General features: G+C 64.8%; 15 protein-coding genes. 9 read left to right on the top strand and 6 right to left on the bottom strand.

Going from position 1 to position 16,616, the window contains the following annotated elements:
* Positions 1–2: 2 nt before the first annotated feature.
* Positions 3–1,085 carry a phosphoribosylformylglycinamidine cyclo-ligase gene (gene purM / locus V6B08_RS11695; protein WP_341981639.1) on the bottom strand — a complete coding sequence of 361 codons (1,083 nt, stop codon included), beginning with the start codon at positions 1,083–1,085 and terminating at the stop codon, positions 3–5.
* A gap of 56 nt (positions 1,086–1,141) precedes the next feature.
* Here purM and V6B08_RS11700 point away from each other — a divergent pair, with 56 nt between their 5' ends.
* The 3 genes from V6B08_RS11700 to V6B08_RS11710 are packed head-to-tail and all read left to right on the top strand — an operon-like array spanning position 1,142 to position 4,079.
* Positions 1,142–2,296 (top strand): DUF2066 domain-containing protein, encoded by a 1,155-nt coding sequence (locus V6B08_RS11700; protein WP_341980866.1) that lies wholly within the window; start codon positions 1,142–1,144, stop codon positions 2,294–2,296.
* Positions 2,293–3,393 (top strand): AI-2E family transporter, encoded by a 1,101-nt coding sequence (locus tag V6B08_RS11705; protein ID WP_341980868.1) that lies wholly within the window; start codon positions 2,293–2,295, stop codon positions 3,391–3,393. Before V6B08_RS11700 ends, V6B08_RS11705 begins: the two co-directional genes overlap by 4 nt.
* Positions 3,390–4,079, top strand: a complete 690-nt coding sequence (locus V6B08_RS11710; protein WP_341980870.1) for an HdaA/DnaA family protein — start codon at positions 3,390–3,392, stop codon at positions 4,077–4,079. Before V6B08_RS11705 ends, V6B08_RS11710 begins: the two co-directional genes overlap by 4 nt.
* Here the strand turns inward: V6B08_RS11710 and V6B08_RS11715 are convergent.
* The gene (locus V6B08_RS11715) at positions 4,076–4,993 is read right to left on the bottom strand and encodes a DMT family transporter (RefSeq protein ID WP_341980873.1); all 918 of its coding nucleotides are present in this window, start codon (positions 4,991–4,993) and stop codon (positions 4,076–4,078) included. The two genes, V6B08_RS11710 and V6B08_RS11715, sit on opposite strands and share 4 nt — an antisense overlap.
* A 163-nt stretch (positions 4,994–5,156) precedes the next feature.
* Here V6B08_RS11715 and V6B08_RS11720 point away from each other — a divergent pair, with 163 nt between their 5' ends.
* Entirely contained in the window at positions 5,157–6,062 is a 906-nt protein-coding gene (locus V6B08_RS11720; protein WP_341980874.1) for an alpha/beta hydrolase family protein, read from the top strand.
* 3 nt (positions 6,063–6,065) lie between these two features.
* Here the strand turns inward: V6B08_RS11720 and V6B08_RS11725 are convergent, their stop codons facing one another.
* Complete coding sequence (locus tag V6B08_RS11725; protein ID WP_341980875.1) at positions 6,066–6,260, bottom strand: DUF4169 family protein; 195 nt, start codon at positions 6,258–6,260, stop codon at positions 6,066–6,068.
* Complete coding sequence (locus tag V6B08_RS11730) at positions 6,247–6,771, bottom strand: SixA phosphatase family protein (RefSeq protein ID WP_341980879.1); 525 nt, start codon at positions 6,769–6,771, stop codon at positions 6,247–6,249. The genes V6B08_RS11725 and V6B08_RS11730 overlap by 14 nt, the downstream gene beginning before the upstream one ends.
* 154 nt (positions 6,772–6,925) lie before the next feature.
* Here V6B08_RS11730 and V6B08_RS11735 point away from each other — a divergent pair, with 154 nt between their 5' ends.
* Both V6B08_RS11735 and V6B08_RS11740 read left to right on the top strand, forming a co-directional pair.
* Positions 6,926–9,124, top strand: a complete 2,199-nt coding sequence (locus tag V6B08_RS11735; protein WP_341980881.1) for an RNA degradosome polyphosphate kinase — start codon at positions 6,926–6,928, stop codon at positions 9,122–9,124.
* Between the two features lies 1 nt (position 9,125).
* Positions 9,126–10,646, top strand: a complete 1,521-nt coding sequence (locus V6B08_RS11740) for a Ppx/GppA phosphatase family protein (protein ID WP_341980884.1) — start codon at positions 9,126–9,128, stop codon at positions 10,644–10,646.
* 163 nt (positions 10,647–10,809) lie between these two features.
* Here the strand turns inward: V6B08_RS11740 and rnd are convergent, their stop codons facing one another.
* Positions 10,810–11,976 carry a ribonuclease D gene (rnd, locus tag V6B08_RS11745; protein WP_341980886.1) on the bottom strand — a complete coding sequence of 389 codons (1,167 nt, stop codon included), beginning with the start codon at positions 11,974–11,976 and terminating at the stop codon, positions 10,810–10,812.
* A 138-nt stretch (positions 11,977–12,114) separates the two neighbouring features.
* Between rnd and aspS the strand changes: the two genes are divergently transcribed.
* The 3 genes from aspS (at position 12,115) to lipP1 (ending at position 15,655) form a co-directional block, all read left to right on the top strand.
* A complete protein-coding gene (gene aspS / locus V6B08_RS11750; RefSeq protein ID WP_341980888.1) occupies positions 12,115–13,899 on the top strand; it encodes an aspartate--tRNA ligase in 1,785 nt (594 codons plus the stop codon).
* Positions 13,900–14,045: 146 nt separating this feature from the next.
* Entirely contained in the window at positions 14,046–14,678 is a 633-nt protein-coding gene (locus tag V6B08_RS11755; protein WP_341980890.1) for a MarC family protein, read from the top strand.
* Between the two features lie 41 nt (positions 14,679–14,719).
* On the top strand, positions 14,720–15,655 hold the full coding sequence (gene lipP1, locus V6B08_RS11760) for a LipP1 family hormone-sensitive lipase (RefSeq protein ID WP_341980892.1): 936 nt from the start codon (positions 14,720–14,722) through the stop codon (positions 15,653–15,655).
* 7 nt (positions 15,656–15,662) lie between these two features.
* Here lipP1 and V6B08_RS11765 read toward each other — a convergent pair whose 3' ends face one another.
* Positions 15,663–16,601 carry a pentapeptide repeat-containing protein gene (locus tag V6B08_RS11765; protein WP_341980894.1) on the bottom strand — a complete coding sequence of 313 codons (939 nt, stop codon included), beginning with the start codon at positions 16,599–16,601 and terminating at the stop codon, positions 15,663–15,665.
* Positions 16,602–16,616 lie beyond the last annotated feature (15 nt).

The raw sequence follows: 16,616 nt of genomic DNA on the forward strand, positions 1-16,616 counted from the left end.
CGTCAGTTCCAGGCGCCCGCCATGTTGGTCATTTCGGTATAGGGCTCGGCCTTGGCGTCAGACAGCGCCTCGATGCGGCCGATCTGCGCCACGCTCTCGCCGGCAGCGCTGAGCGCCTGGGCCACCGCCTCGGCCTGATCGGCGGCGACAGCCACCACCAGACCAATGCCGCAATTGAAGGCGCGCGCCATTTCGGTGTCGCTGATCTTGCCTGCCGCCTTCAGCCACTTGAATACCGGCGGCAGAGTCCAGGCGGTGGCATCCACCACCGCCTTGGTGCCATCGGGCAGCACGCGCGGGATATTCTCAGTGAGGCCGCCGCCGGTGATATGCGCCATGGCCTTGATCTGGCCGGAGCGCACCAGCGGCATGCAGCTCTTGATGTAGATGCGGGTCGGCACCATCAGGATATCGGCCAGCGGCTGCGCGGGATTAAAGGGCGCTGGGCTTTCGAAATGCAGGCCGTTATCGGATATGACCTTGCGCACCAGCGAGAAGCCGTTGGAATGCACGCCCGAGGAGGCGATGCCCAGCAGCACGTCGCCGGGCTGCACATTGCTGGGCAGCAGGCGGCCGCGCTCGGCGGCGCCGACGGCGAAGCCGGCGAGGTCGTAATCCTTGGCGGCATACATGCCGGGCATTTCGGCGGTCTCGCCGCCGATCAGGGCGCAGCCGGCCTGGCGGCAGCCCTCGGCGATGCCGGCGACGACGCGCCTGGCGACGTCCACTTCCAGCTTGCCGGTGGCGTAATAGTCGAGGAAGAACAGCGGCTCGGCGCCCTGCACCAGGATGTCGTTCACCACCATGGCGACGAGATCAATGCCGACGCCGTCATGCCGGCCAGTCTCGATGGCGATTTTCAGCTTGGTGCCGACGCCATCGGTGGAGGAAACCAGGATCGGATCCTGGAACCCGGCGGCCTTGAGGTCGAACAGCGCGCCAAAACCGCCCAGCGAGGCATCGGCACCCGTGCGGCGGGTGGAGGCGGCGAGCGGCTTGATCGCATCGACGAGAGCCTCGCCGGCATCGATATCGACCCCGGCGGCTTTATAAAGCGGCGACGTGTTGATGGCGCCCTCACATATCGGCTAGATTTGACGGCGCCACCATAGCCATTTCACCCCCATTTGCAATGCCCCGTATGATCCTCCCCGCCATGCCCTGGCGCACTGCCCTTGCTGCGCTGATGCTCGCGGTTTTCCCGGCTTTTTGCCCGGTGCAAACCGCCCTGGCGCAAGGCGTGCCCCAAGCCCAGCCAGTGCCCCAGCCCGGCACTGCCCCGGCCTCGGTTTTCGTCGTCAGCGGCGTTGCCGTGGATGCCTCCGCCGATAGCAGCGCCGCCGCCCGGCCGGTTGCCCTGGCGCAAGGCCAGCGCCGCGCCTTCACCCAGCTGCTGCAGCGCCTGACCCTGATCGAAGACCGTGGCCGCCTGCCGCAGCCGACCGAGGCGCTGCTGAACGACACCATCGCCGGTTTCGAGATCGACGAGGAGCGCACCTCGGCCACCCGTTATCTGGGCCGCATCACGGTGCGGTTCCGGCCCGAGGCGGTGCGCCAGTTGCTGCAGAACCAGCGGCTTGGCTATGCCGAGGTGCAGAGCCGTCCGATCCTGCTGCTGCCGGTATGGCAGACGGCGGAAGGCGCGAAGCTGTGGGAGGCCGACAATCCCTGGCGCGATGCCTGGAAGCGGCGGGCCGAGCCCGATGGCCTGGTGCCGTTCATGATCGCCGAGGCCAGCACGGCGCCAGAAGCCTTGCCGATCGACCGCTTGCTGGTGGATAGCGCGCAACTCAGCTTGCTGGCCCGCCAGCGCAATGCCGGCGAGACCCTGGTGGTGGCGGCCAGCCCGGTTTCGCCCGAAGGCGCCGGCGCGCGGGTGGAAATCTTCCCGTATTTCGATGCCGACGAAGCCAGCGACCACCGGCTGGAGCCTTTCGTCGCTCAAGGGGCGACGATGGAGGAGGCGCTGGCAAGCGCTGCCAGCGAACTCGCCCGCCGGGTCGAGAACCGCTGGAAGCGCGCCACGCGGCTGGATCTCGACAAGCCCGGCCAGATCAGTGTTGCCGCCGGCTTCAAGAGCCTGGCCGACTGGGTGAAGCTGCGCGACAAACTTGCCGAAGTGCCGTCGATCCGCCGCCTTGAGGTGCTGCGCCTGACCCATCGCGATGCCCAGGTGCAGCTCGGCTTTTTTGGCGAGCCGCAGCAGCTCAGCGTCGCCCTGGCGCAGAAGGATGTGGAATTGCGCCAGCGCGACGGCTTCTGGGAACTCGGCCTGCGGGGAACATGGAAGCCATGACGCGGCAGCAGCATATCGCCATCTGGGCGCTGATCATCTCCGGCTTCCTGCTGGTGCTGATGGCGCTGAGTTCGGTGCTGCTGCCTTTCGTCGCCGCCATGGCGGTAGCCTATCTGCTCGATCCGGTGGCCGACCGCCTGGAAACCAAGGGTATCAGCCGCACGGTGGCGACGGCGCTGATTACGGCGGTGTTCTTCATGGTGCTGCTGATCGTGGTGCTGGCGCTGGTGCCGGTGCTGCTGAGCCAGCTCAATGGCTTCCTCAGCCGCCTGCCGGGCTATGTCGAGAGTTTCCGCGACAACCTGTTGCCGAACCTGATGGAACTGGCGCAGCAATACGGCATCCCGCTGAAGCTGGATGTGAAAACCGCCATCGGCCAGCATGCCGGCGAAGCCGCCAGCGTGCTCGGCAAGCTGGTGGCCGGTGTGCTCGGCGGTGGCCAGGCGGTACTCAGCATGCTGTCGCTGCTGGTGGTGACACCGGTGGTGTCGTTCTATCTGCTGCGCGACTGGGACACCATGATGGCGCTGATCGACGAGCATCTGCCGCGCCGCCAGGCCGAGGTGATCCGGGCCCAGGCGCGAGCCATTGATGGCGTGCTGGCCGGTTTCGCGCGCGGCCAGATGATGGTGTGTCTCGCGCTCGGCAGCTTCTACGGCATCGGCCTGTCGCTGGTCGGCCTGGATTTCGGCCTGGTGATCGGCCTGGGTGCCGGCGCGATCTCGTTCATTCCCTATGTCGGTACGATCCTTGGCTTCGTCGTCAGCATGGGCGTGGCCCTGGTGCAGTTCTGGCCGGACTGGACGATGATTGCCATTGTCGCTGCCGTGTTCGGCGCCGGGCAGTTCATCGAGGGCAATTTCCTCACGCCCAAGCTGGTCGGCGACCGCGTCGGCCTGCATCCGGTGTGGATCATGTTCGGCCTTTTTGCCGGCGGTGCACTGTTCGGCTTTGTCGGCATGCTCATCGCCGTGCCGGTCTGCGCCGTGATCGGCGTGCTGACCCGCTTCACGCTGGAACGCTACCGCGCCAGCGCACTCTATCATGGCGGCCCGGCGAAAATCGAACCGCCCGCCGAGCCCCCCGCTAGTTCATGAACAAGTCACAACTGAGTCTCGGCCTCGCGCTGCCGGTCTCCTGGGCGCGGGAGGATTTCCTCGTGGCGCCGGGCAATGAAACCGCGCTGGCCTGGATCGACCGCTGGCCGGACTGGCCGAATGGCATCCTGGTGCTGCATGGCCCGGATGGCAGCGGCAAGACTCATCTCGGCCATATCTGGGCGACACGTTCCGGCGCGCGTTTCGCGGCTGCCGCCGATCTGCGCGTCGAGAGCGTCGATGCCCTGGCAGAGACAGCCTTGGTGCTGGAGGATGCGGCCACGGCGGCAGCGGCCGAGCCGGCGGCGTTGTTTCACCTGATCAACCTGATGCGCGAACGCGGCCACGGCCTGTTGCTGTTGAGTGAGGCGCCGCCGGCCGCCTGGGGTGTCACCTTGGCCGATCTGGCCTCGCGGCTGAAAGCCATGCCGGTCGCCGCCATCGCACCGCCGGACGATGCCTTGCTTGGTGCCGTGATGGTGAAGCTGTTCGCCGACCGCCAGCTTATCGTCGGCCAGGATGTGATCGCCTATCTGCTGCCGCGCATCGAGCGCTCGTTCCATGCAGCGCGCCATTGGGTGGCGCGGCTGGATGCGGCGGCCTTGGCCGAACAGCGTGCCATCACCATCGCGCTGGCACGCAAGCTGCTGGAAGCAGACAGCGCGGCGCAACTCCCTGGACTTTAGCCGCGCCTCACCAGAAGCAGGCAGCCGCCGATGATCAGGCCGGCGCCGGCCCAGGTCGCGGGGCCGGGCAGGTGGTTGAAGGCGAGCCAGCCGATCAGCGCGCCGAAGGCGACCGAACTGTAGCCGAACGGCGCCAGCCAGGCGGCATCGGCGAGGCGGTAGGCGCGCACATTGCACATTTGCCCCAGGATCGCCATCGGCCCGAGCAGGCAGAGCGCGCCGAGCGTGGTCCAGCTTGCATCGGTCCACAGAAACAGCATCGCCGGCAACAGCAGCAGCACGGCAAAGCCGTTCACATGCAGCAGCATGGAAAGCATGGTTTCATGCCGCGTCAGATACTTGATCAGAATGATCTCGCAGGCGGTGAGCAGGGCGCCGAGGATGGCGGCCAGCGGCGCGATGCCGTGATCAAGCAGATTGGTGAGGTTGCCGTCAGGTGTATTGCCGCGCACGATGACGAAGGCGCCGGCAAGGCAGATAATGGCTGCCACGATCTGCGCCCGGCGCAACCGCTCGCCAAGCAGCAGCACCGCCAGCAGCATCACGAACAGGCCCTGCAGCAGCGCGAGTGCTGAAGCGTCAGCCAGCGGCATATGGGTGGCGCCGTAGATCGAGCAGGCGCCGCCGAACACGCCGCAGCAGGCGCGCAGCAGATGCAGCCAGCGCCGCCCGGTGCCGAGCGCGCGGGCCGGGGAGAGCCGCTGATAGGCGGCGATGCCCGACACGGTGGCGAAGCCGGAGAGATAGCGGATGAACACGATCTGCAACGCCGGCAGCATGCCACCGGTGAGCTTGCCGGAAGCATAAAGCAGCGAGAAGGCGAGCGAGGCGGCCAGCACCCACAAAGCTGCTGAAAGATTCTGGGCTGCAGAAAGCTTGGGGGCAGTGGCGATTTTGCGGGCTTCGGGTTCCATCGGCGCCGCGCAGTATAGGCGGCAGCCGGAATCCGGCAACACTGTGGCGGCCACTATTTGGGCGGGTGAAACTGCCACAATATGGCTTCATTCGCGCCCAGCCCGCGCCTGAATCCAGCGGCGATATCGGATCACCCGCAACCGACTAAACGGGATGATCGTGATGTTCGCGCTGCGCTTTCACGGCCGATTCCTGGTTATTTGCTGCGCCATGCTCTGCACGGTTTCAGCCCGGGCTTCGGCGCAGGAAACCATCCGTATGCCGGTGGAGATCGATGGCGAGCATGTCAGCCTCTCGACGCAGATATACCGCCCCGTCGGCAAAGGGCCGTTTCCGACCTTGATCTTCCATCATGGCTCGACCTACCGGGGCACCAAGCCGCAGCAATTCGCCATGGTGTTCGATCCCAAGCCGATGGCGGAATGGTTCGTGGCGCACGGCTGGGCCGTGGTGCTGCCATCGCGTCGCGGCCGTGGCGGTTCGGATGGGGTTTATGATGAAGGCTTCGCCGAGGACCGCGACTTCGGCTATAGCTGCTCGCCCGCGCGATCCATCCCCGGTGCCGACCGCGCGCTGCGCGATATCGATGCCGCCACCGACCTGATCCTGAAGATGACCTTCGTCGATGCTGCGCAGGTGGTGGTGGGTGGCCATTCGCGCGGCGGCATCCTCAGCATCGCCCATGCCGGACGCAACCCCGATATGTATCGCGGCGTACTGAACTTCGTCGGCGGCTGGGTCGGCGAGGATTGCAACCACGTGATCTACAAATCCGCGCCCTATATCGACCGCCTGCTGATGGGGCGTGGCACCACCACGGCATTACCGATGCTGTGGCTCTATGCCGAGAATGATTCCTATTGTTCGGAAGATTATTACCGCCGCAACTTCGAGGTCTTCATCAATGCCGGCGGCCATGCCGAATATCGGCAATACACCCTGCCGAAGCGGGTGGATGGTCATGCCCTGGTGTTCTTTCCCAAGGTCTGGGGTGGCGCGGTGGAGCAGTATCTGGCGGCGCGCGGCCTGCCGGTGCAGGCGGGCGAAACCAGAATGGCCGCAAACTAGGCGCTAGTCTTCCAGCTTGCTGCCGTCGATCTCGCGGCGGATGCGCTCGGCCTCCTTGGCGGCCTTTTCGCGCTCGGCCTTGCTCATGCCATGCCGGGCGCGGTTGGCCGCCGCCTGGGTGGCCTTTGCATCGCGTGCCTTGGCCTTGCGCGCCTTGTTCAGGTTGACGATGTTGCCCATGGCGTCACTCTGCTTCATCCAGCATGGTGGGTGTAACGAAGCTTGCCAGAAAACCCGATTTGGGCGCCACATCCGCCCAGCGCTTGATCGCGAAGCTGATCTCGGCCAGGCCGCCGGTGGGGTATTTGGTTTTCAGCCGCTCCAGGGCATCGCCGGCCCCGGCGCTGCACAGCCGCGCCGCCAGGTCTTCCAGGCCGGGATTATGGCCGATCAGCATCAATTCGCGGCAAGTGGTCGGCGCCGCCCGCAGGGTTGCCAGCAGGTTTGTCGCCTCGGCCAGATAGAGGCTGTGGTCGAAGCGGGTTTCGATATCCGGCCCCAGCCGCTTGGTCAGGCGTTCCCAGGTCTGCCTCGTGCGCTGGGCCGGCGAGCAGAGCACCAGGTCGGGCCGCACCGCGCGTTCGGCCAGGTGGCGGGCGAGGCGGCGGCAGGCCTTCTTGCCGCGCGGCGCCAGGGGGCGGGCGAAATCATCCAGCCCGGGATCGTCCCAGGCGGATTTAGCGTGCCGCAGCAGCCACAGGCGCAACATGGGAATCTCCTTGGAATTACACGAAAAATACTGAAAATTCGTCTGGTTTCGGGCAGGAGTCGCGGCTTTGACATATTCCGCCGTTACACCTATACCCGAACCGGGCCCTGGCATACCGCCACCGGGCCGGTCGGACAAGGCAGGATACTCCGACATGCCGTTGAGCAGCCCAAGCGCGCTTGAAAAATTTGCCCCCGGCGGCCAGCCGCCCGCCGAGCCCTTCGTGCCGCCGCCGGCGGTGGCGGCGGTGCCGGTGCGCGAGCGCTACATCAACCGCGAACTCTCCTGGCTGGCCTTCAATCTGCGCGTCATGGAAGAGGCCAACAACAAGCGCTACCCGCTGCTGGAACGGCTGCGCTTCCTCTCCATCTCGGCCAACAACCTGGATGAATTCTTCATGGTGCGCGTTGCCGGCCTTTACGGCCAGGTGCGGGCGGGTGTTGAGGAAATCAGCCAGGACGGCCTTACCCCGGCGCAGCAATTGGTGCTGATCAACGAAGCCGCTGCCGATCTGATGGCGAAGCAGCAGGCCTGCTGGCGCAAGCTCTGCGTTGAACTGGAGCATGCGGGCATCGCGGTGCTGGAACCGGAGAGGCTCACCGACGACGACCGCAAATGGCTGGAGGATTATTTCCTCGCCCATATCTTTCCCGTGCTGACGCCGCTGGCAATCGATCCCGCGCACCCGTTCCCGTTCATACCCAATCTCGGTTTCGCGATGGTTATGCAAATGCGACGGATTCGTGACGGTCGCAGCCTGAATGCCTTGCTGCCGCTGCCGGGCCAAGTTGACCGTTTCATCCGTCTGCCGGGCGAGAAGATCCGCTTCCTGTCGCTGGAGAATCTTGTCGGCCTGTTCATGCATAAGCTCTTTCCGGGCTATGAGAGCATCGGTCGCGGCCTGTTCCGCATCACGCGCGACAGCGATATCGAAATCGAGGAAGAGGCCGAGGATCTGGTGCGTCTGTTCGAGACGGCGCTGAAGCGCCGCCGGCGCGGCAACGTGATCCGCCTCAAGATCAACGCCGACATGCCGGAGGATCTGCGCCGCTTCGTCTGCGAGGAACTGGAAGTCAGCCCGCAGGCGGTGGTGCCGGTGGATGGCCTGCTCGGCCTCGCCGATACCAAGCGGCTGATCGTCGACGATATTCCCGAGCTCAAGTTCCCGACCTTCAGCGCCCGTTTCCCGGAGCGTATCCGCGATTTCGGCGGCGACTGCTTCGCCGCCATCCGGCACAAGGACCTGGTGGTGCATCACCCCTACGAGAGCTTCGACGTGGTGGTGCAGTTCCTGCGCCAGGCGGCGGCGGATCCGCAGGTGGTGGCGATCAAGCAGACGCTGTATCGCACCTCGGATGACAGCCCGATCGTCAAGGCGCTGATCGAGGCGGCGGAAGCCGGCAAGTCGGTGACGGCGCTGGTGGAGTTGAAGGCGCGCTTCGACGAGGCGGCGAATATCAAATGGGCGCGCGACCTGGAGCGTGCCGGCGTGCAGGTGGTGTTCGGCTTCATCGAGTTGAAGACCCATGCCAAGATTTCGCTGGTGGTGCGCCGCGAAGGCGGCTCGCTCAACACCTATGTGCATTTCGGCACCGGCAACTACCATCCGATCACCGCGAAGGTCTACACCGACCTAAGCTTCTTCACCGACGATCCCGATCTCGGCCACGATGCCACCTATATTTTCAACTTCCTCACCGGCTATGCCGCGCCGGAGCAGTTGAAGCAGATCGCGATCTCGCCATTCTCGCTCAGGCCGCGCCTGCTTGATCTGATCCATGCCGAAATCGAGCACGCCAAGGCGGGCAAGCCGGCGGCGATCTGGGCGAAGATGAACAGCCTGGTCGATCCGGCGGCGATTGATGCGCTCTATGCCGCCAGCCAGGCCGGGGTGCAGATCGACCTAGTGGTGCGCGGCATCTGCTGCCTGCGGCCGGGCGTGAAGGGCCTGTCCGAGAATATCCGCGTGCGCAGCCTGATCGGCCGCTTCCTCGAGCATTCGCGCATCATCTGTTTCGGCAACGGCCATGGCCTGCCGTCGCCAGATGCCAAGGTGTTCATCACCTCGGCGGACTGGATGCCGCGCAATTTCGACCGCCGCGTCGAAGTGCTGGTGCCGGTGGGCAATCCCACCGTGCGCGAGCAGGTGCTGGACCAGATCATGGTGGCGAGCCTGAAAGACGAGGCGCAGAGCTGGGCGCTCGGTGCCGACGACAAGTATTCGCGCGTCTCGACGAAACTTGACGCCTTCAGCGCCCATACCTACTTCATGACCAACCCCAGTCTTTCGGGCCGTGGCAAAGCGCTGAAGTCGCCGGCCGCGATCCGGCGCCTCCAGCTTAAATCCGGATAGTATGACCGCCATTCATTTCGCGCCGTCGCCCATTGCCGCCCGCAAGAATGCGGCAGAGTTGCTGCCGCTGGGTGTCATCGACATCGGCTCGAATTCCGTGCGTCTCGTGGTGTTCGACGAGCCCTTGCGCCTGCCTACGCCGCGCTTCAACGAGAAAGTGCTGTGCGGTCTTGGCCGTGGCCTGGGCGAAACCGGCAAGCTGCATGAGGACGGTGTCACTCTGGCGCTGGCGACGATCCGCCGTTTCGTTGCGCTGGCGCGTCACATGCAGGTGAAGCAGTTGCAGGTGGTGGCCACCGCCGCCGCCCGCGATGCCGCCAATGGCCCGGATTTCATCAGCCGCATCGAGCGTGAGACTGGCGTGAAGGTGCGGCTCCTGTCCGGCACCGAGGAGGCGCAGTATTCGGCGCTCGGCGTGCTTTCCGGCATTCCCGATGCGGAAGGCGTGATGGGTGATCTCGGCGGTGGCAGCCTGGAACTAGTGGCGGTCGAGAAGCGCCGTATCGGCGACAGCGTCACCCTGCCGTTGGGGCCTTTGCGCCTCGCCAGCACCGGCAATTACAACCAGACCAAAGCCTTCATCGACGCCCGCTATGGCGAAGTGAACTGGCTAAAACGCTGGCAAGGCAAGCCGCTCTATGCCGTCGGCGGCTCCTGGCGTGCCATCGCGCGCGTGCATATGGCGCAGACCCAGAGTCCGCTGCATATCATCCACGAATACAATATGGGCCGCGACGAAGCGCTGGAATTCACCCGCCTGCTCGGTCGCCAGGGCAAGGAATCGGTCAGCCGCATGGAAGGCGTGCCGCGTCGCCGCCAGGATTCATTGCCACTCGCCGCCTTGGTGATGCGCCGGCTGCTGAAAGTGTTGCAGCCGAGCGAGGTGGTGTTCTCAGCGCATGGCCTGCGCGAGGGCCTGGCCTATGCCATGCTGGATGATGCGACGCGCGCGCTCGATCCGCTGCTCAGCTATTGCGCCCATATGGCGGCGCGCGAAGGCCGCTATGCCGAGCATGGCGCCGAACTCGACCGCTTCATCGCGCCGCTCTTCGAGAAGGAAAGCATCGCCGAGAAGCGCCTGCGCCTGGCGGCGGCGATGCTGGCCGATATCGCCTGGCGGGTGCATCCGGATTATCGCGGCGAGCAGGCGCTGGGCCTGATCCTGCATGCGCCATTCGGGGGCATCAGCCAGCATGAACGCGCGCTGCTTGGCCTCGCGGTATTCGCGCGCTATGCCGGCACGGTCAGCGATCCGGTGGCCTCGCCGGCCTGGCGCATGCTAGAAACCCGGCAGGCGGATTACGCACTCGCCATCGGCCTCGGCCTGCGGCTTGGGCAGACGCTATCCGGCGGCGTGCCGGGCCTGCTGCGCGATTGCCGCCTGCGCTTCCTCAATGGCAACCTGGTGCTGGAATTGTCGCAGCAACTCGCCGTGCTGGATGGCGAACAGGTGCAGCGCCGCGTCGAGGCGCTGGGCAAGGCGCTCAACCGCGGCTGGGATATCCGCATCGCCAAGGGGTGAGGCATTGCATCCCTTTTTTGTCATTCTCGCGCACGCGAGAATCCCATTTTTTTTGTGATGAAATGGGACTCTGGCTTGCGCCAGGGTGACAAGAATGGCGCGGGAGTAACGACTTCAAAAACAATGGCGTCATGGCCCGCCTGCGCGGGCCATGACGGTTTCATTATTTTTTAAGTTCTACCAGCTTGATGCGGTTGCCGTTCACGGCCAGCGCCAATTCGCCGCGCTTGAGGCGCAGGGCGTCGTTGCCGAACAGCTCGCGGCGCCAGCCCTGCATGGCGGGCACCTGGGCCTCGTCATCGGCGGCGATCTTGTCGAGATCGGAAGAGGCGGCGACCAGCTTCTGCGCCACGTCATGCTCGTCGCATTTCTGCTTCAGCAGCACTTTCAGCAATTCGACAATCGGGCCGATGCCGCGCGGCAATTCCGCCTCGCGCTCGATCTGCGGCCAAGTCTCGCGCGGTGCTTCCAGCCGTGCGGTGATCGCGGCCAGCAGGCCCTGGCCCATCTTGCCCTCGGCGAAGCCCTTGGAGAGGCCCCGGATATGGCCGAGGTCTTCCGCGCTCTTGGGCGGGTGGCCGGCGATTTCCATGGCGGCTTCGTCGCGCAGGATGCGCTGGCGCGGAATGTCGCGCTGGCGGGCTTCCTGTTCGCGCCAGGCGGCCACCGCCTGCAGCACGGCGAGGTATTCCGGCCGGGTGACGCGGGGCTTGAGCCGGCGCCAGGCATCCATCGGCGCCAGATCGTAGGTCGCGGGATCGGTCAGGGTCGCCATCTCGGCATCGAGCCAGGCGGCGCGGCCACTCTTTTGCAGCTTGGCGGAAAGCTTCTCGTAGCATTTCCGTAAATGCGTCACGTCCGAGAGGGCGTAGAGAATCTGCTTGGGCGTCAGCGGCCGGCGGGCCCAGTCGGTGAAACGCGAGCTTTTGTCGATCTGGGCATTGGCCAGCTTGCCGGCCAGGGTCTCGTAGGACACCTGGTCGCCGAAGCCGCAGACCATCGCCGCCACCTGGGTATCGAACAGGGGCGCGGGCACTTCGCCCATCTGGCGGACGAAGATTTCCAGGTCCTGACGCGCCGCATGGAACACTTTCAGAACATTCTTGTTCCGCAGCAGGTCGAAGAGCGGCGCCATATCGAGGCCGTCGGCCAGCGGGTCGATCACCCGGGCTTCCTCCGGGCCGGCCACCTGGATCAGGCAGACCTTGGGCCAGAAGGTGGTTTCCCGCATGAATTCAGTATCGACAGTGACAAACTCGGCCGTGCTCAGCGAACCGCAGAATTCGGCCAGGGCGTCGGTGGTGGTAATCGGAGTCGGATCAGCGTTCATATCCTGGCCCTCATAACACGCTTAGAGCGTCAACCCAATACAATCAGCAGGGAAAATCCGGCCTCAGATGGCTTGACTTTCCCCCCCGTTTCGCGACTGTTCCGCTTCGTTTTCACGGCTTTTATTCAGGATTCCCCCATGTCCCGCTACCGCACCCATACCTGTGGCCAATTGCGCGCTGAATCAGTCGGCGCCACGGTCAAGCTTGCCGGCTGGGTGCATCGCCGCCGCGACCACGGCAACCTGATGTTCATCGACCTGCGTGACCATTACGGCATTACCCAGGTGGTGGCGGAAAGCGGCTCTGAGGCCTTCAAGGCGCTGGAGAAGCTGCGCTCCGAATTCGTCATCTCGGTCAGCGGCAAGGTGGTGGCGCGCACGCCGGAGACGGTGAACCCGAACCTGCCGACCGGCGCGGTTGAACTGGTGGTCGAGGCCGTGGAAGTGCTGGGTGAGGCGCAGGAACTGCCGATGCCGGTTTTCGGCGAGCAGGAATACCCCGAAGATATTCGCCTCAAGTACCGCTTCCTCGACCTGCGCCGCGAACGCCTGCATAACAACATCATCCTGCGCTCGAAGGTGATCTCCTCGATCCGCCGCCGCATGACCGATCAGGGCTTCATGGAATTCCAGACCCCGATCCTCACCGCGTCATCGCCGGAAGGCGCGCGCGACTTCCTGGTGCCGAGCCGCCTGCATCCCGGCCGCTTCTATGCGCTGCCGCAGGCGCCGCAGCAGTTCAAGCAGCTCATCATGGTCTCGGGCTTCGACCGCTATTTCCAGATCGCGCCCTGCTTCCGCGACGAGGATGCGCGCAAGGACCGTTCCCCCGGCGAATTCTACCAGCTCGATGTCGAGATGAGCTTCGTGGAGCAGGACGACGTTTTCAACGCCGTCGGCCCGGTGATCCATGGCGTGTTCCAGGAATTCGCCAATGGCCGCGATTGCGGTCCGGCTGAATTCCCGCGCATCCCGTATCGTGAATCGATGCTGAAATACGGCTCCGACAAGCCGGACCTGCGCAACCCGATCATCCTCGCCGATGTGACCGAGGTGTTCCGCGGTTCGGGCTTTGGTGTGTTCGCCCGCAGCATCGAGAATGGTGGCGTGGTGCGCGGCATTCCGGCACCGGGCGCCGCGGGCCGTCCGCGCAGCTTCTTCGACAAGATGAATGACTGGGCGCGCCAGGAAGGCGCCGCCGGCCTCGGCTACATCATCTTCGACAATGGCGAGGCCAAGGGGCCGATTGCCAAGTTCCTGGATGCCGAGCGTATCGCCAAGCTGAAGGCCGTGGCCAATGTGAAGGATGGCGATGCCATCTTCTTCGCCTGCGACAAGGAATTGCCGGCGGCCAAGCTGGCCGGCCAGGCGCGTATCCGCATCGGCGACGAACTCGATATCTGCGAGAAGAATGTCTTCAAGTTCTGCTGGATCGTCGACTTCCCGATGTTCGAGTATAACGAGGACGAGAAGAAGGTGGATTTCAGCCACAACCCGTTCTCGATGCCGCAGGGCGGCCTGGAAGCGCTGAACAGCCAGGATCCGCTGACCATCAACGCCTACCAGTACGACATCGTGTGCAACGGCGTGGAGCTTTCCTCGGGCGCCATCCGTAACCACAAGCCGGAAATCATGTACAAGGCATTCGAGATCGCCGGCTATGGCCCGGAAGTGGTGGAAGGCAAGTTCGGCGGCATGCTGAATGCGTTCAAGTATGGCGCCCCGCCGCATGGCGGCATCGCGCCGGGCATCGACCGCATCGTCATGCTGCTGGCCGATGAGCCGAATATCCGCGAGATCGTGCTGTTCCCGATGAACCAGCAGGCGCAGGACCTGATGATGCAGGCGCCGAGCGAAGTGACGCTGAAGCAGCTCCGCGAACTGCATATCCGTATCCACGCGCCCGAACTCGACAAGAAATAGTCCCATTAATTGCGTCATGCGCGGACTTGATCCGCGCATCTCTTGGTAAATCGAAAACCAGATGCCCGGGTCGAGCCCGGCCATGACGATGGTGTGGGCTGGAACTGCGCTAGACGGTAGCACCGACAGACAGCAAGGAGGGGCGTATGCGTGATAGCTTCGAATATATCCGCTACGCCATCACGCTGTTCTCGATCCTGGATCCGTTCGCGGCCATCCCGCTCTTCCTGATGCTGATGGAAGGCCGCTCGGGCGCGGAGAAGGCCAAGACAGCCCGCACCGCTGCCATCGCCGTGTTCGGCGTACTGGTGGTCTCCGCACTCTCGGGCGACATGATCCTGCGGCTGCTGGGCGCCAGCCTTGCCGCCTTCCAGGTTGGCGGCGGTATCGTGCTGTTCCTGATGGCGCTCAGCATGGTCAATGCGCAGATGAGCCCGCAGCAGCAGACGCCGGAAGAGGCGGCCGAGGCCGGCGCGCGCGATGCCGTGGGCGTGGTGCCGATTGCCATGCCGCTGCTGGTCGGCCCCGGTTCGATTTCCGCCACCATCATTACCATGCAGAGTGGTGACGGCTTCCTGCATCAGGGTGTGGTGATCCTCGCCATTCTGGTTGTGTGCGTTGCGGTATGGATCGTGCTGCGGCTGGCGGTTCCCATCGGCCAGCGCATGGGCCGCACCGGATTGAATATCCTCAACCGCATTTTCGGCTTGCTGCTGGCCGCCGTTGCAGTGCAGATTTTTGCCAACGGCCTGCGTGGGCTGTTCCCCGGATTGCACTGAATAAAAATCGCTACTGAACGCCAAGCAAAAGGCACCAAGCCATGCTCGATCCTGAAGCCAAGGCCCTGCTCGACGCGGTGGCCGCCGCCAATCGTCCCGCCTATGAGTCCATCGGCGCCGAGGCGGCGCGCAAGCTGTACAAGGAAACCCGTGGCGCGGTGTCGCCGGAACCGCCGGAAGTTTCCGAGGTCGGCAATTTCGCCTGTCCGGGGCCGAATGGTCCGATCCCGCTGCGCTATTACCGCCCGATCGACGTCGATAAGAAAGACGTATTGCCGGTGCTGGTGTTCTACCATGGCGGCGGCTGGGTGATCGGCGATCTCGATACCCATGATGTCGTCTGCCGCACCCTGGCGAATAATTCAGGCTGTGCCGTGGTCAGCGTCGATTACCGCATGGGGCCGGAATTCAAATTCCCCGCCGCCATCGAGGATGCCTATGCCGCGCTGGTCTGGGTGGTGGAGGAAGCCAAACATCTCCGCGTCGATGCCGAGCGCCTCGCCGTAGGCGGCGATTCCGCTGGCGGCAATATCGCCGCCGTGGTGGCGTTGCTGGCGCGCGACGCGGGCAAGCCGGCGATCAAGTTCCAACTGCTGATCTATCCCGCCACCAACATGGCGATGGAGACGGAGTCGCACAAAAACTTCGCCACCGGCCATCTGCTCACCCATAGCAGCATGACCTGGTTCCAGCTCATGTATCTGAACGGCCCGGCCGACTGCGAGGATTGGCGTGCCTCGCCGCTGAAGGCGCCGTCGCTCGCCAACCTGCCGCGCGGCTATGTGGTAGTGGCTGGCAACGACCCCTTGCGCGATGAAGGCGTCGCCTATGCCCAGGCTTTGCAGGCAGCCGGTAACGTGGTGCAGTTCCGCGAATTCCCCGGCACCATCCACGGCTTCATCACCATGGGCAAGGTGCTGCCGCAAGCCAACGAGGCCCTCGCCGAAATGGGCGCGGTGCTGAAGGCGGGATTGTAGTTTTTGTTTAGACGCTGCCCGCCGGCATGAAGCCGAAGGCCTGATCCAGCATGGCGCCACGGAAATCGGCGCCTTGGATGTCGGCGGCGGAGAGATTGGCGCCGCGCAGGTCGGCGCAGATCAGCTTGGCGCCACGCAAGCTGCAGCGCGCCATGTTGGCGCCGACCAGGTTGGCGCCGGAGAGTTCGGCGCCGTCGAGATTGAGCCCGACCAGATTCCAGTTGGAGAGGTCGGCGCGCTGGCCGGCCCTGCCGTCGCTCTGCACCCAGGAGGCATGGGATTCCAGCGCCATGTAGACGGCCGCCGGCTTGGCCGCCTTGGGCACCTTGCCGCCGCCGGAAATGATCTGCTCGCCGAGTTCGCTTGGCATGTCGGCCATGGAGAAATCGGCGCCGCGCAGGTCGGCGCCTTTCAGCGACAGGCCGGTGATGCTGGCATAGGCGAAATTGGCGTCCTGCAGGTTCGCCTTGTCGAAGATGGTGTCGTTCAGCGTTGCCGCCACGAAGGAGGCGCCGCGCGCCGAGGCGCCGCCGAGCTTGGTCTCCTGCCGGCCATCGGCGACATTCTCCGGCGGCGTGTAGGGCCGGAAATCGGCGCTGTCGAAACGCGTGTTGTTGAGGATGGCGCGGCTCAAGTCGACGCCACGCATCAGCGCCTGGGCGAAATTGCCTTCGCTGAGATCGGCGGCGGTCATGTCGCTGCCGTTGAATTCGGCTTCCACGGCATCGACGCCGCGCATGTCGGTGCAGAACAGCCGGCATTGCTGCAGCACCACCCGGCGCAGGTTGCGCCGCGTCAGCTTGGTGGAGCCGAGATCGGTGCGGGCCAGCTTCAACTGCCGCCCGACCTTGACCGAGGTGCCGATGGAGAGCGTGAACCGGGCGTGGGAATCCAGCCGGTCGCCGAGATCGGTGGGGCAGGTTGCATAGCTGGGGCCGCTGGTCATGCCACCAGTATAGGG

The sequence above is a fragment of the Ferrovibrio sp. MS7 genome (assembly GCF_038404985.1).
Taxonomy (GTDB): domain Bacteria; phylum Pseudomonadota; class Alphaproteobacteria; order Ferrovibrionales; family Ferrovibrionaceae; genus Ferrovibrio; species Ferrovibrio plantarum.

Excerpts from the sequence above, each read along its gene's own strand:
- lipP1 (WP_341980892.1), top strand. The coding sequence starts at position 14,720 with ATGCTCGATCCTGAAGCCAAGGCCCTGCTCGACGCGGTGGCCGCCGCC.
- V6B08_RS11740 (WP_341980884.1), top strand. The coding sequence starts at position 9,126 with ATGACCGCCATTCATTTCGCGCCGTCGCCCATTGCCGCCCGCAAGAAT.
- V6B08_RS11725 (WP_341980875.1), bottom strand. The coding sequence starts at position 6,260 with ATGAAGCAGAGTGACGCCATGGGCAACATCGTCAACCTGAACAAGGCG.
- V6B08_RS11715 (WP_341980873.1), bottom strand. The coding sequence starts at position 4,993 with ATGGAACCCGAAGCCCGCAAAATCGCCACTGCCCCCAAGCTTTCTGCA.
- V6B08_RS11700 (WP_341980866.1), top strand. The coding sequence starts at position 1,142 with ATGATCCTCCCCGCCATGCCCTGGCGCACTGCCCTTGCTGCGCTGATG.
- V6B08_RS11720 (WP_341980874.1), top strand. The coding sequence starts at position 5,157 with ATGTTCGCGCTGCGCTTTCACGGCCGATTCCTGGTTATTTGCTGCGCC.
- V6B08_RS11705 (WP_341980868.1), top strand. The coding sequence starts at position 2,293 with ATGACGCGGCAGCAGCATATCGCCATCTGGGCGCTGATCATCTCCGGC.
- V6B08_RS11765 (WP_341980894.1), bottom strand. The coding sequence starts at position 16,601 with ATGACCAGCGGCCCCAGCTATGCAACCTGCCCCACCGATCTCGGCGAC.
- V6B08_RS11730 (WP_341980879.1), bottom strand. The coding sequence starts at position 6,771 with ATGTTGCGCCTGTGGCTGCTGCGGCACGCTAAATCCGCCTGGGACGAT.
- V6B08_RS11710 (WP_341980870.1), top strand. The coding sequence starts at position 3,390 with ATGAACAAGTCACAACTGAGTCTCGGCCTCGCGCTGCCGGTCTCCTGG.
- rnd (WP_341980886.1), bottom strand. The coding sequence starts at position 11,976 with ATGAACGCTGATCCGACTCCGATTACCACCACCGACGCCCTGGCCGAA.
- V6B08_RS11735 (WP_341980881.1), top strand. The coding sequence starts at position 6,926 with ATGCCGTTGAGCAGCCCAAGCGCGCTTGAAAAATTTGCCCCCGGCGGC.
- aspS (WP_341980888.1), top strand. The coding sequence starts at position 12,115 with ATGTCCCGCTACCGCACCCATACCTGTGGCCAATTGCGCGCTGAATCA.
- V6B08_RS11755 (WP_341980890.1), top strand. The coding sequence starts at position 14,046 with ATGCGTGATAGCTTCGAATATATCCGCTACGCCATCACGCTGTTCTCG.